At 69.3% G+C, this 13,147-nt stretch carries 10 protein-coding genes and 1 tRNA gene; 1 reads left to right on the top strand and 10 read right to left on the bottom strand.

Annotated features, from left to right (window positions below):
• Nucleotides 1-172 precede the first annotated feature (172 nt).
• From pknB to HW274_RS12505, 7 genes are read right to left on the bottom strand one after another with little or no spacing between them, the layout of a single operon-like run.
• Nucleotides 173-2,221: a Stk1 family PASTA domain-containing Ser/Thr kinase gene (pknB, locus tag HW274_RS12535; RefSeq protein ID WP_075253674.1), complete on the bottom strand. Its 2,049-nt coding sequence runs from the start codon at nucleotides 2,219-2,221 to the stop codon at nucleotides 173-175.
• Nucleotides 2,218-3,345: a serine/threonine-protein kinase gene (locus HW274_RS12530; protein ID WP_075253675.1), complete on the bottom strand. Its 1,128-nt coding sequence runs from the start codon at nucleotides 3,343-3,345 to the stop codon at nucleotides 2,218-2,220. Before HW274_RS12530 ends, pknB begins: the two co-directional genes overlap by 4 nt.
• Nucleotides 3,342-4,841: a penicillin-binding protein 2 gene (locus tag HW274_RS12525; protein WP_075253676.1), complete on the bottom strand. Its 1,500-nt coding sequence runs from the start codon at nucleotides 4,839-4,841 to the stop codon at nucleotides 3,342-3,344. Before HW274_RS12525 ends, HW274_RS12530 begins: the two co-directional genes overlap by 4 nt.
• On the bottom strand, nucleotides 4,838-6,535 hold the full coding sequence (locus HW274_RS12520) for an FtsW/RodA/SpoVE family cell cycle protein (RefSeq protein WP_075253677.1): 1,698 nt from the start codon (nucleotides 6,533-6,535) through the stop codon (nucleotides 4,838-4,840). Before HW274_RS12520 ends, HW274_RS12525 begins: the two co-directional genes overlap by 4 nt.
• Nucleotide 6,536: 1 nt before the next feature.
• Nucleotides 6,537-7,958, bottom strand: coding sequence for a PP2C family serine/threonine-protein phosphatase (locus HW274_RS12515; RefSeq protein ID WP_075253678.1), 1,422 nt, complete (start codon nucleotides 7,956-7,958; stop codon nucleotides 6,537-6,539).
• Complete coding sequence (locus tag HW274_RS12510) at nucleotides 7,955-8,431, bottom strand: FHA domain-containing protein (RefSeq protein WP_003788599.1); 477 nt, start codon at nucleotides 8,429-8,431, stop codon at nucleotides 7,955-7,957. Before HW274_RS12510 ends, HW274_RS12515 begins: the two co-directional genes overlap by 4 nt.
• Complete coding sequence (locus tag HW274_RS12505; RefSeq protein ID WP_003788601.1) at nucleotides 8,428-9,135, bottom strand: DUF3662 and FHA domain-containing protein; 708 nt, start codon at nucleotides 9,133-9,135, stop codon at nucleotides 8,428-8,430. Before HW274_RS12505 ends, HW274_RS12510 begins: the two co-directional genes overlap by 4 nt.
• A gap of 257 nt (nucleotides 9,136-9,392) precedes the next feature.
• Here HW274_RS12505 and HW274_RS12500 point away from each other — a divergent pair.
• Nucleotides 9,393-9,476, top strand: a tRNA-Leu gene (locus HW274_RS12500).
• A 121-nt stretch (nucleotides 9,477-9,597) separates the two neighbouring features.
• Here the strand turns inward: HW274_RS12500 and HW274_RS12495 are convergent.
• The 3 genes from HW274_RS12495 to HW274_RS12485 form a co-directional block, all read right to left on the bottom strand.
• Nucleotides 9,598-10,146 (bottom strand): VanZ family protein, encoded by a 549-nt coding sequence (locus tag HW274_RS12495; protein ID WP_260679107.1) that lies wholly within the window; start codon nucleotides 10,144-10,146, stop codon nucleotides 9,598-9,600.
• Nucleotides 10,147-10,234: 88 nt separating this feature from the next.
• A complete protein-coding gene (locus tag HW274_RS12490) occupies nucleotides 10,235-10,522 on the bottom strand; it encodes a YbdD/YjiX family protein (RefSeq protein ID WP_185988922.1) in 288 nt (95 codons plus the stop codon).
• Complete coding sequence (locus HW274_RS12485; protein ID WP_075253680.1) at nucleotides 10,519-12,909, bottom strand: carbon starvation CstA family protein; 2,391 nt, start codon at nucleotides 12,907-12,909, stop codon at nucleotides 10,519-10,521. Before HW274_RS12485 ends, HW274_RS12490 begins: the two co-directional genes overlap by 4 nt.
• Nucleotides 12,910-13,147: the final 238 nt, after the last annotated feature.

Genomic DNA, 13,147 nt, shown 5'->3' with positions numbered 1-13,147 from the left:
GCGAGGTGCATCCCGGCGAGCAGGACCGGCCGTACATCCGGGGCTGACGGTGATCGTCACAACACGGCCCCATCAAAAGACGTGACTGGTGTCCCAGGCCAGGAAAGCCTGGAACACCAGTCACCTGAGCGAAGAGGACACCCCTCGCGCGGCGCCATGGACCGTCAGGCGCTCAGCCGCCGTTATTGGCGTTCCCACCGCCGGGATTGGGATTACCCGGCTGCGGCTGCTGCTGGTTGTTGTTGTTATTGTTGTTGTTGTCACTGTCTTTACCGGAGGAGACCGTGAGGGTGACGGTCGAACCGGCGCTCACCTGTTCGCCGGCCTTCGGGCTCGTGCCGATGACCTTATTTGCGTCCACCTTGTCAGAGGTCTTGGTGATGACGGTGACGTTGAGTCCGAGCTTCTGCAGATCGGCAGTTGCTTCCTCGACGGTCTTTCCGTTGAGGTTACTGGGAATCGTCACTTTGGCCGCGCCGCTGGAGAAGCTCACGGTGATCGTGTCTCCCGCGGAGACGCTGGTGCCCGCGGCCGGGTTGGAGGAGACGGCCTTGCCGCGCTCGACCTCAGCAGAGGCCACGTCGTCGCCCTTCTTGAACTGCAGGCCGGCATCCTCGATGGACTTCTTCGCCGTGGCCTCGTCCTGGCCGGAGACGTCGGGGACGGAGGTGTTCCCGGTGGAGAGCACCAGGTCCACCGTGGTGCCGCGTGCAACGGAGTTCCCCGCCTGCGGGTTGGTGTAGATGACCCGGTCCTTGGCGACCGTGGCGGAGTCCTCCTGGGAGGTGTTTCCGCCCTCGAGCCCGGCCTCCTTGAGGGCCTTGCGGGCGTCCTCCTGAGTCTTGCCGGACAGGTCGGGAACCTTGACCATCGCCGATCCGGTGGAGAAGTGCACGGTGACGGTGGAGCCCGGCTCGACCTTCGTGCCCTTGCCCGGGTCGGAGGAGACAGCCAGTCCTGCACCGACCTCCTCGTTGGCGACCTCGTCCTTGGCGAACTTCAGGCCGGCGTCCTCAATGGTCTTCTTGGCCGATTCCTCGTCCTGACCGGAGGTGTCGGGGACTTCCACCTTGCTGATGGTCGGACTCGGCGTCGGGGTGGGCTGGTTGTCGAAGCCCCCGGCGGCCCACAGCCCGGCGACGACGGCTAGGGTCATGAACAGCAGGAACATGAGGATCCAGACCCAGGCGTGGCTCTTGGGCTTCTCCTCGGGCTCTTCGGCCTCTTTGGCCGCCTGCATCGGAGAGGCCCCGGAGGGCACCTGGGCGAAGGAGGAGGTGGGCTGAACTGGTTCGGCGGCCGGTGAGGCCATGACCGAGGTGGCCGGGGACCAGGAGTCAGCGGCCGGCGCGGCCACAGACAGGCCTCGGGCGGCCGCCTGCAGGTCGGCGCGCATGTGGGCGGCGTCCTGGTAGCGGTCCTCACGGCTCTTGGCCAGGGACTTGAGAATCACCCGGTCCAGGGACTCGGGCACATCGGCCGCCAGCGAGGAGGGACGCTTGGGAATCTCCCGCACGTGCTGGTAGGCGATGGCCACGGCGGAGTCGCCCTGGAAGGGCGGCTGGCCGGTGAGCAGCTCGTAAAGGAGACACCCGGTGGAGTACAGGTCCGAGCGGGCGTCCACGGACTCGCCGCGGGCCTGCTCCGGGGAGAGGTACTGGGCGGTGCCCACCACCGTGTGGGTCTGGGTGACCGTGGAGGCGGAGTCCTCAATGGCCCGCGCGATGCCGAAGTCCATGACCTTCACGGCGCCGGTGGAGGTCAGCATGATGTTTCCGGGCTTGATGTCACGGTGGACGATCCCGACCCGGTGGGAGTACTCCAGGGCGTCCAGGACCCCGGAGACGATCTCCGCGGCCTCCGCGATCGGGACGGCCTCACCCTCGCTGAGGAGCTCACGCACCGTGTGCCCCTCGATGTACTCCATGACGATGTAGGGAACGGTGCGGCTGGCGCCACCGGGCTGGAGGAGCTCCTCCTCACCGGAGTCATAGACGGCGACGACGGCGGGGTGGTTGAGCGCCGCCGCGGACTGGGCCTCCCGGCGGAAGCGGGCCTGGAAGGTGGGGTCGCCGGCGATGTCCGAACGCAGCAGCTTGATGGCCACGACCCGCGACAGGCGAGTGTCGTAGCCGAGGTGCACCTCTGCCATACCACCACGTCCGATGAGGTCGCGGATCTCGTAACGGCCCGCGAGGACCTGGGGGAACTGACTGGTCACAGTACCTCCTTGACAGGGATGCTCAGCATCAAGGCTGGCACGACCTGATGCGCATGGGCAAGCGTACCCGTGCTGTGCAGGGTGATGAGCGAGAGCGCCGGGATGAGGGCCCTGAGCGTCAGCAGGTTGAGGCCGAGGAAGGAGCGTCCTGAGGCGTGCCGGGCGGTGCGTGACGGCGTCGGCTCCTCGGCCGCGTGACGACCGGGACGCACGGCGGCGGGCCGGGGCAGCTCGCGGGTCTGCGGACCGCGGCGGCCAGTGGACTCCCAGCTGAGCGCCTCACGGGGATCCCACGCGTCCGTGGGCAGGTTCACCACCGCCCGGTCCAGGGCGCGGGCCACCTCGCGGGCGGAGTGCGGCCGGTCGGAGGGCTTCTTGGCGAGCAGCTTGAGGATGATGGCCTGGACCTGGGGCGGGACGGCGTCGGGGAGGGCGGGCACCTCCTCGTTGACGTGGGCGAAGGCGATATCGACCTGGGTGGCTCCGCTGAAGGGGCGCCGCCCCACCAGGGCCTCGTAGGCGATGATGCCCAGCCCGTAGAGGTCGCCGGCCGGGGTGGCCATGTTCCCCATGGCCTGCTCGGGGGCGAGGTACTGGGCGGTGCCCATCACCATGCCGGAGGCCGTCAGTGGGCGCTGGTTGATGCCGGTGGAGATGCCGAAGTCGGTGAGCTTGGCCAGGCCCTCGCGGTTGATGAGGATGTTGGAGGGCTTGACGTCCCGGTGGACGACGCCGGAGTCGTGGACGACCTGGAGGGCGCGGGCGACCTGCGCCAGGACCGGCAGGATCTCGGCGGGTGACAGGGTCCCCTTCTCGGCGATGATGTCGGACAGGGCGCGCCCCTGGACGAGCTCCATGATGAGCCAGCCGGTCCCGTCCTTCTCCCCGGAGTCCAGGACGACGGCGAGGTTCGGGTGGCGCAGCCCCTTGGAGTTCTTGGCCTCCGCACGCAGGCGGGACAGGAAGATCTCGTCACCGGTCAGCTCGGGGCGCAGGATCTTGGCGGCCACGGCCCGACCCGAACGCAGGTCGGTGGCGCGCCACACCTGGCCCATGCCGCCCAGAGCGATCTGCTCGACCAGCTCGTAGCGGCCCTGGAGCTGGAGCCCGGCAACAGGTTTCACTGGTTCACCGCCGCATCGATGACCTGGGCGGCGACGGGTCCGGCGATCTTGCCGCCGGTGGCGCCGTCCTCGGTCTCCGCATTGCCGTCGAGCACGACGGCCAGGGCGATCTCAGGCTTGTCGATGTCGGTGCCGGCGAAGCCGACGAACCAGGTGGTGGGGCCGCTGTCCGTGCCGGTCTCGGCGGTACCGGTCTTGCCGGCCACCTGGACCCCGGAGACCTGGGCGCTGGTGCCCGTGCCCTCGGCGACGGCGGTCTGCATGAGGGAGGACAGGGAGGAGGCGGTGGCCGAGTCGATCGGAGTGCGGGCCACCTTCGTGGAGGTGGAGCTGACCTCGTTGAGGTCGGGGTCCAGGGTGCGCGAGACCAGGTAGGGGGTCATCTGCTCGCCCTTGTTGGCCACGGTGGCGGCCACCATCGCCATCATGAGCGGGGTCGCCTGCACCGAGGCCTGACCGATGCCGGCCATCGCGGTCTGCGCCTGGGAGTCGTTGTGCGGGTAGGTCGACGGCGTGACCTTCAGCGGGATGGACAAGTCGGAGTCGAAGCCCCAGTTCTTCGCCTCCTTGGAGAGCTCCTCCTCGCCGACGTTGATGGCCAGCTGCGCGAAGGGAGTGTTGCAGGACTCGGCGAAGGCTTTGGAGAAGGTGGTCCGACCACCGCCGCAGGACTCCCCGCCGTAGTTCTCCAGGGAGTGGCTGGTGCCCGGCAGGGTGATGGTGTCGGGGGCGTCGACCTCCTGATCGGGCTTGATCTTGCCGGTGCGCAGTGCCGCCGCCGTGGTGATGATCTTGAAGGTCGACCCCGGCGGGTAGCGGTTGCCGGCGATGGCCCGGTTGTCCAGGGGACGGGAGGAGTCCTGGCTGAGGGTCGCGGCCTCATTGGCGGCGTTCCCGTTGCGGGTCGCGAAGGCCGAGGGGTCGTAGGAGGGGGTGGAGACCAGCGCCAGGATGGCCCCGGTCTTGGGGTCCAGGGCGACGACGGCGCCCTCGCGCCCGGCCAGGGCGTCGTAGGCGGCCTGCTGGATCTCGGGCTTGATGGTCAGCTCCACGGCCCCGCCCCGCTGGGAGTCACCGGTGATGAGGGTCTTGATCCGGGAGGAGAACAGGGAGGGGTCATCCCCGTTGAGCACAGAGTTGCCCTCCTTCTCCATGCCGGTCATGGAGGCGAAGGCGGGAGAGAAGTACCCGGTCACCGGGGCGTAGAGCGGCCCGTTGGCGTAGACGCGCTGATAGTCCTCAGAGCCCTGGCCGTCGTCGGACTTCTGGGTGCTGGCGATCGTGGTGCCGCCGGCCAGGAGGATCGGGCCCCGCTCGGTGTCAAAGTTGCGGCTGACGGTGCGGCGGTTGCGCGGGTCGGAGTTGAGGGCCCCGTTGGCCGACCACGACTCCCACACGGAGGGGCGGGCCAGGCCCTGGACGCTGGTGACGGACAGGGCCAGCGTGGCGAACATGACCAGCACCAGGAAGGCGACCTGACGGATCTGTCGGTTCATGGCAGCTGCCTCCTGTCAGTGTCCTCAGTGAAGCCCGGGGCCCGCGATGAGCGCAGGGTCGCCCCGTCCGGTGCGGTGTGCGGCGGAGGCGGCGCCTCCGGACTGACGGCGACGGCGGGCCGAGCGTCATCCTCCAGGCTGCCGAAGCCGGGTGCGGCCGACGGGGAGGCGTAGCCCCCGGCGTCGGCCGGTGAGCCTCCAGCGGGTGCGTCATCGGCGGCCTGGGCCATCGACTCCTCGGCCCCTGCGTCCTGGACCCGACGGCGCAGGGACAGCGGCAGCTCGGCGGTGTCGATGATCCGCGGCGCGTGGGTGGCCGGCCGCCGGGCGGCGTCGGACAGGCGCAGCAGGAGGGCCAGGATGATCCAGTTGGCGATGAGTGAGGAGCCGCCGTAGGCCAGGAAGGGCAGGGTCAGCCCCGTCAGCGGGATGAGCCGGGTGACACCGCCGATGACCACGAAGATCTGCAGGGCGACGGCGAAGGACAGACCCACGGCCAGGAGCTTGCCGAAGCCGTCGCGCAGCAGCACGGCGGTGCGCAGTCCCCGCTGGATGAGGACGAGGTAGAGCATGAGCAGGACGAGCGTGCCGGTCAGCCCCAGCTCCTCACCCAGTGAGGCGAAGATGAAGTCGGAGTTGGCGAAGGTGACCAGGGTCGGTGAGCCCTTGCCCCAGCCGGCGCCCATGAGCCCGCCGGTGGACATCCCGAACATGCCCGTCAGCAGCTGCCAGGAGCCGCCCGCGGCGTTGTACACGGCATTGTCGGTGGCGTGGAGCCAGCCGTTGATGCGCTGCTGGACGTGGTTGAGGTGCGTGGCCGCGAACCAGGCCGCCGGGAGGAACAGGGCAGCACCGATGAGCAGCCATGAGGGCCGGTCAGTGGCCACGTACAGGACGACGACGAACAGGCCGAACAGCAGCACCGAGGAACCCAGGTCCTTCTGCAGGACCAGGACGCAGATGCTCACGCCCCACACGATGAACAGGGGGCCCAGGTGCCGGGCGCGCGGCAGGCTCATCCACAGGACCTTGCGGCCCGCCAGAGCCAGGTTGTCCCGGTTGGCCACGAGGTAGGAGGCGAAGAAGACCGCCAGCAGCACCTTGGACAGCTCGGCCGGCTGGAAGCTCATCGGGCCGATCCGGATCCAGATGCGGGCGCCGTTGATGCTCTGGCCGATCCCCGGGATGAAGGGAAGGACGAGGAAGACCAGGCCGGACCACATGGCCCACCGGTCCCAGCGCCTCAGGCGCCGGTAGTCGCGCAGCAGCAGGAGCGTGACGGCGAAGAGGATGACGCCCAGCAGCGTCCAGACCAGCTGCTTGGAGCCCACATAGAACTGCCACTGCTCGTTGGCCTCATAGGCCAGATCCAAGCGCCGGATCATGGCCAGGCCGATCCCGTTGAGCGCCACCGCCGTCGGCAGGAGCACCGGATCGGCCCACGGGGCGGCGTAGCGCACGCACAGGTGCATGAGGACGGTCAGGACGAGGAAGGCGATGGCCACGCCCACGGTCTGCGCCGGGGAGGAACCCGTGCGGTTGAGAGCAGTGAGCACGAAGCCGCCCAGCCCCAGGACCAGGGCGACGCCGAGCAGCGCCGCCTCCGCCCAGCGCCCCGAGTATCGAGCGACGCCGGCGGGCTGGATGGTCGCGACGCCCGCGGGGGCGCCCAGGGGACCGGGAGCAGCAGTCATCTCACCCCTCCTGCCCGGGCTTGGCGGGCTGGGTCGGTGTGGCGGAGGCCGGCGATGGGGTGGAGGAGGACGAGGAGGAGGGCTTGGCCGTGGGGCTCGCGGTGCCCTGCGGGGCGGGGGCCTGCTTGCGGTAAGAGCGGACCGTCTTGTCCACGTAGGTCTCCGCGGCGCTCATCGACGACTGGGTGACGGTGGCCTCCAGGCGCTCGCGGATGTTGTGATCGAGGGCCTCCACGGGCAGGTCCGCGTAAGTCTTGACCGAGTGGCTCAGCTTGAGCGGGCCGACGGACTGGGGGATCCCCTGGTAGATGGCGACCTCGCCCTTGTAGGTGGAGACGTAGTAGCGGGTCTGGGTCCAGCGGTAGAACAGGGCGCTGGCGCCGACGAGCGTGGCCAGCAGGACGAGGCTGCCTACGAGGACCCGACGGCGGTGGCGGCGTCGGGCCTTCTCCTGGGTGGCGGCCTCGGCGGCGATGGCCTCGTCGACCTCGGAGGACTCCTTGGCGGAGGCGGCCTCGGGCTTGTCCTCCAGGGTGGCCATGAGGGCCGCGGCCTTGGCGGCGGGGCTGGCGGCCTCGGTGTCCTTGGCCTCGGCCTGCTCGTCGCCGGCACGGTGTGCGGCTGCGGCGCGCTCCTGGGCGAGGCGCTCGGTGGCGGCACTGCCCACCACCTGCGGGACGGTCTGGGGCTCGGGGTCGTCCTTGACGACGTCGAAGACGACGGCGGTGACGTTGTCCGGTCCGCCGGCGCGCAGGGCCAGGTCAATGAGCTGGTCGGCGGCCTGACCAGGGTCGGCGACGCCGGCCAGGACCTCACCGATGGTCTCGGCGGTCACCGGGCCGCTCAGGCCATCGGAGCACAGCAGCCAGCGGTCGCCGGGAACGGCCTCGCGGATCGACTCGTCGAGCTGGACCTCACCCTCGGTGTCCCCCAGGACGCGCAGGAGGACCGAGCGCTGCGGGTGCTGGCGGGCCTGGTCCCGGGTCAGGCGCCCGGTCTCCACGAGGTACTCCACGAAGGTGTGGTCGGTGGTGACCTGGGTGAGGGTGCCGTCGCGCAGCATGTAGGCGCGCGAGTCGCCCACGTGGACCATGGCGAGCTTGTTGCCGCTGCGCATGACGCCGATGCAGGTGGTGCCCAGGCCGGCGAGGTCAGGGTCCTGCGAGGACAGGGTGACGAGCTCGGTGTGGGCGGCCTGGACGGCGTCGCGCATGAGGCCCAACAGCTCGCCGGCCTGGTGGGAGTCGGCGTCCAGGGGCATGAGGTGCTCGACGGCGACCGCCGAGGCGATGTCTCCGCCCGCAGGTCCGCCCATCCCGTCGCACAGAAGGCACAGGTGGGGGCCGGCATAGCCCGAGTCCTGGTTGGACTGGCGGACCAGGCCGACGTCGGAGCGTGCGGCGAAGCGCAAGGAGATGGTCATGAGCGCAGCTCCAGCGTCGTTTGGCCGATTCTGACAGGAATGTTCATGGGGAGCTCCACGGCGCCGTGCACGGGGCGGCCGTCCATCATGGTTCCGTTGGTGGATCCCAGGTCCTCCAGCCACCAGGCGCCGTCCTTGGGGAAGACACGGGCGTGGCGCGATGAGGCGTAGGAGTCATCGAGGACCAGGGTGCAGGAGGGCGAGCGGCCGATGATGATCGACGAGGGGCTCAGGGGCACGGTCGAGCCGGCCAGGGGGCCCTCGGTGATGACCAGGCGGGTGGCGCTGCGGCGTCGGCCCCTGGGGGGCGGGCCCGAGGGCTGCTCGGAGCCGCCCGCGGAGCGTCGACGTGACGGGCCGGCGACGGGGGAGTCGGCCATATCGCGGCGCATGACACGCACGATGAGGTACAGGAAGAACCAGAGCAGGACCAGATAGCCCAGCCGCAGGATCGTGAAGGCGAGTGCGCTCAACCGTTGACTCCGCTGTTCTGGGTGCCATCCCAGAACAGGATCTGGGTGCGGCCGATGGTGAGGGTGTTGCCGTCCACGAGCGTGACGGCGTCGACCCGCTGGCCCTCGACGAAGGTGCCGTTGGTGGAGCCCAGGTCGCTGGCGATGGCGTTGCCGTGCGTCAGGCGGATCTCCAGGTGACGGCGGGAGACGCCGGAGTCGTCGACGATGATGTCCGCCTCTGAGCCGCGCCCGATGACGGTGACCGGCCCGGTGAGCAGGTAGCGCTGGCCGTTGATGTCGACGATCGGGTGCGCCGGGGTGGCGGTGGCCGAGGCGGCCGGGGCGGCGGCGCCGCGTCGCGTGGAGGACTCGATCTCGATGGCCGGGGCGTTGGGGTTGTTGTTGACGAGGAAGGAGACCTCGACCGGGCCGACGAAGGAGTAGCCCTGGTCCGCGGCGTGCGAGGTGGCGACCTCCTCCATCTGACGCACCATCTCGTCCTGGCCCCAGGCGGTGATGCGCTCAATGCTCGGTGGGGTGAGGTGGATGCGGAAGATGTTGGGAACCACGGAGCGGTCGCGGGCGAAGGACGCGGCGCGCTTGTCCATGGTCTCGCGGAGCTTCGAGGCGATCTCGATGGGCTCGATGTCGTCCGAGAAACGGGACATGGCGCGGTTCGTGACGTTCTCGACGCCCTTCTCGAACTTGTCCAGGAATCCCATGGACAGTACCTCCCCCAAATATGGTGTGGCGGCCCCCGGGATGGAGCCGGGAGACGGGACTGTCCCGCCTCGCTATGGGCCTGCACGGACCTGCGTGCAGGCCGATACCGTTCCCATCGTAACGGTAGCGAAGCCATCGCAGGGAAGACGGCCCCCTCTGTGTGAGGTAATTGTGTCGTGAGCGGTCTCACGGCCGGATATGGCGGTGAGGATTGGACGCGGGCGGGGATGGCAGGCTAGTCTCATGCTCGCTTCTCGCGCGAGTGGCGGAATTGGTAGACGCGCACGGTTCAGGTCCGTGTGATCTTACGATCATGGGGGTTCGAGTCCCCCCCCGCGCACAGAACGGAAAGGCCCGGGCCACATGGTCCGGGCCTTTCGCTGTCTCTGGTTCCCGGGTTGGCCGCCTTGTTCGGGTCCCGCGGCGGGGCGGTGCGGCGTCGTTCCCGTGTGACGGGGGAGTCAGGCGGAGGCGGGGCGCGCGTGCAGGCGGCGCAGGAGGTACCAGGCGGCCAGGGCCCCGGTCCAGGCGCCGACGGCGTTCTGACCGACATTGGCCAGCGAGGGGCGCCGCTCCAGCATCGGCAGGAGACTCTGGAGCACCTCAGCGCTCAGCCCGACCACGCAGCCCACCAGCGCCCACATCCACCAGGGGATGTCCCGCCAGCCCACGACCGCGCAGAAGGTGGCCGGCGCCAGCATCACCAGGTTGAGGACGATGTCCTTGCCCTCAGAGCTGAGGAAGCCCGGTCCCATGGTGTCCTTGAGCTCGGCGACCTCGCGCCCGGAGGGCCACACCACCGCCACGCAGACGATGGCCAGGAGGATGACGGCCGCGACGCGGGCGATCCGCTCGTAGGAGGCCCGGCCCGGGGAGTGGGCCTTGGAAGGCTGCGGGCCCGTGGTGCGGCCGGCCGACGGCGAAGCGGCCGACGCCGGTGATGTCCCCCAGGAGGTGTCAGGGGACTCGGCGGACGTCAGTGCGTCGGGCGCGGGCTGCTGGGCGGGCACGCTCACGACGCTACCGCCCGCCCTCCGGGAACCCCGGAAGGCGGGCGGTAACGATCAGAGCACATCGGAGTGCGGGAGCGGCCCCGGCTCAGCAGCAGCTGGCGTTGATCTCCGTCTCGGCCTGCTTGGCCCGGGCGCGCCAGAACTCGCGCTCACTCATGGGGCCGTGCCCGGAGCCGTGCTCAGAACTGTGGGCGCCCCCGTGTCCGTGGGGGCACTGCGCGTGCTCGCGGGCGTAGCGCTCCAGGTAGCGGTCATAGGCGGACTCCCCGGTCATGTCCCGCCACAGGGTGCGGGCCCGGGTCAGGACCTGGCGGACCCGATGTCGGGCGCTGGCCCGATCCGCCGGCTGCGGCGTCGAAGGAGAAGGTGTCATGACTTCTCCGCGTGGGCCTTGTGCGGGATGAGGGCCGGGTCGCCCACCTGCTCGTACTCCCGGGAGACCTTCTTCATGAGCGAGGAGGCGATCATCGTCTCGGGCGCGTAGAAGTTGGACTCCTGGTACGGGTCCTCCGACGTCGTCGTGTCCCGGTTGCGGAGCGTCTGGACGATGCGGATGAGGGCGCAGACCATGACGAAGGCGACCATGACCAGGAAGATGATCGACAGCGTCCCCTGAATCATCGTGTTGCGCACGATCGCCCGGGTCTCCTCGATCTTGGCCGGGTCGGTGAGCGTGCCCAGCTTGGCCACGGCCTCCCGATGCTGCTGGAAGTAGCCCACGAGCGGGTCGCTGGAGAAGATCTTCTGCCACGAGGCCGTGAAGGTGACGGCCGTGTCGAAGACCAGCGGGATCGCGGGGATCCACACCCACTTCGTGTAGCCCTTGCGCACCACCATGACGGTGACCACCAGGAGCGCCACGGCCGCGATGAGCTGGTTGGCGATACCGAACAGCGGGTAGAGCGTCTGGATGCCGCCGCGCGGGTCGGTGACACCCATGAGGAGCAGCGCCCCCCACGAGGCGACGACGACCGCCGTGGTCCCCCAGGCGCCCACGTGCCAGGACGGGTCCTTGAACTTGGGGAAGGCGTTGCCCAGCGCGTCGGAGAGCTGGAAACGGGCGACGCGGGTGACGGCGTCGACGGCCGAGAGGATGAACAGGGCCTCGAACATGATGGCGAAGTGGTACCAGAAGCCCATCATGGCCCGGCCTCCGCCGATCTGGTGGAGGATGTGGGCGATGCCCACCGACAGGGTGGGGGCGCCGCCGGTGCGCGAGACGACGTTGGGCTCGCCGACGTCGCTGGCCAGGCGCTCCAGGGCCTCGGCGCCCGTGTAGGTCTTGGGGTTGCCGTTGTCGTCCCAGGAGTCCCACTCGGGGGTGGGCTTGCGGCCCTGGGCGTCGGTGACACCGAGGTTGGCCACGGCGACCTCGGCGAGCTTCTCGCAGTGGTGCTCGGGGTCGTCGGTGGTCGTGCAGGGGGCCGCGGCCACCGTCTCAGGGCCGGCGAGCTTGTTCATGGTCGCCGTCGAGGTGTTCATGGAGAAGTAGATGCCCGGGCTCAGCGAGACCGCAGCGGCCAGCGCCATGATCGCCACGAAGGACTCCATGAGCATGCCGCCGTAGCCGATCATGCGGACCTGAGTCTCCTTCTCCACCATCTTGGGGCTGGTGCCCGAGGAGACCATGGCGTGCATGCCGGACAGGGCACCGCAGGCGATGGTGATGAACAGGAAGGGGAAGAGGGTGCCGGCGAAGACCGGGCCCGCGGTGTTGAAGGCGAACTCGGTGACGGCGGACATCTCCACCAGGGGGCGCACGATGATGATGCCCAGGGCCAGGATCGTGATCGTGCCGACCTTCATGAAGGTCGACAGGTAGTCGCGCGGGGTGAGCAGGACCCACACCGGCAGGACCGCGGCCAGGAAGCCGTAGATAATCATGGCCCACACCAGGGTCTTGGGGGACAGGTGCAGGTAGTGGCCGAAGGAGGACTCGGCCACCCAGCGCCCGCCGATGATGACGGCGATGAGCAGGCCGAAGCCGACGAAGGAGACCTGCGTGATCTTGCCGGGCTGGACGAAGCGCAGCCACAGGCCCATCCCGATGGCGATCGGGATCGTCATACCCACCGAGAAGACGCCCCAGGGGGAGGCGGCCAGGGCGTTGACGCAGACCATGGCCAGAACCGCCAGGACGATCATGAGCATGACGAAGACGACGATGGTGGCCACGATGCCGCCGATCCGGCCGATCTCGTCAGTGGCCATCTGGCCCAGGGAGCGGCCGCCGCGGCGCATGGAGAAGAACAGGACGAGCATGTCCTGGACGGCACCGGCCACGAGCACTCCGATGATGATCCACAGGGTGCCGGGCAGGTAGCCCATCTGGGCGGCCAGGACCGGGCCGACCAGCGGGCCGGCGCCGGCGATGGCCGCGAAGTGGTGGCCGTAGAGGACGACGCGGTGGGTGGGGTCGAAGTCGCGTCCGTTGTTGATGCGCTCGGCCGGGGTGGCGTTGGTGTCGTCGGGGCGCATGATGCGCCGCTGGATGTAAAGGGCGTAGAAGCGGTACCCGATCGCGTAGGTGCACACGGCGGTGACCACGAACCAGATGGTGTTGACGTGCTCGCCGCGCACGACCGCCAGCATCCACCACCCCAGGACACCCAGGGCGGTGATGGCCACCCATGTGGCGATCCGCGCGGGTGTCCATCGATTGTCAGGACGTATGCCGACGGGGACGCCGTCGGCGTTGCGGATGATCCGCTTCTCCTCCTCCGGTGAGTAGGTCGGCAGAGAGGCTTCTTTCTGGGGCATCGGGATTCCGTTCTCGTCGTCGAGAAAAGGTGTGACGTCATCGTCTCCGGTGACCTTCCCAGGGTATTCCTCCTGGTGGCGGAAAGGAAGCAATCGTGAGACCGACGGCGGGGCGTTCGTCTTTCGCCTCGACATCAGCGCAATTTATCCCACTCATCGAACAGTGCTTCCGGTGGCCGCGGTGCGGTGTCGCGCATGACGCTGACGGGCCTGGGCCGAGACCGGTGCGCGGGGTTCG

The organism is Actinomyces sp. oral taxon 169, assembly GCF_013394715.1.
In the GTDB taxonomy this organism is placed as follows: Bacteria; Actinomycetota; Actinomycetes; order Actinomycetales; family Actinomycetaceae; genus Actinomyces.
This window is presented reverse-complemented; position numbering and strand designations above follow the sequence as displayed.

Coding starts and splice junctions, on each gene's coding strand:
- HW274_RS12525 (WP_075253676.1), bottom strand. CDS start 4,841: ATGAACCGACAGATCCGTCAGGTCGCCTTCCTGGTGCTGGTCATGTTC.
- HW274_RS12520 (WP_075253677.1), bottom strand. CDS start 6,535: ATGACTGCTGCTCCCGGTCCCCTGGGCGCCCCCGCGGGCGTCGCGACC.
- HW274_RS12490 (WP_185988922.1), bottom strand. CDS start 10,522: ATGACACCTTCTCCTTCGACGCCGCAGCCGGCGGATCGGGCCAGCGCC.
- HW274_RS12515 (WP_075253678.1), bottom strand. CDS start 7,958: ATGACCATCTCCTTGCGCTTCGCCGCACGCTCCGACGTCGGCCTGGTC.
- HW274_RS12505 (WP_003788601.1), bottom strand. CDS start 9,135: ATGGGATTCCTGGACAAGTTCGAGAAGGGCGTCGAGAACGTCACGAAC.
- HW274_RS12485 (WP_075253680.1), bottom strand. CDS start 12,909: ATGCCCCAGAAAGAAGCCTCTCTGCCGACCTACTCACCGGAGGAGGAG.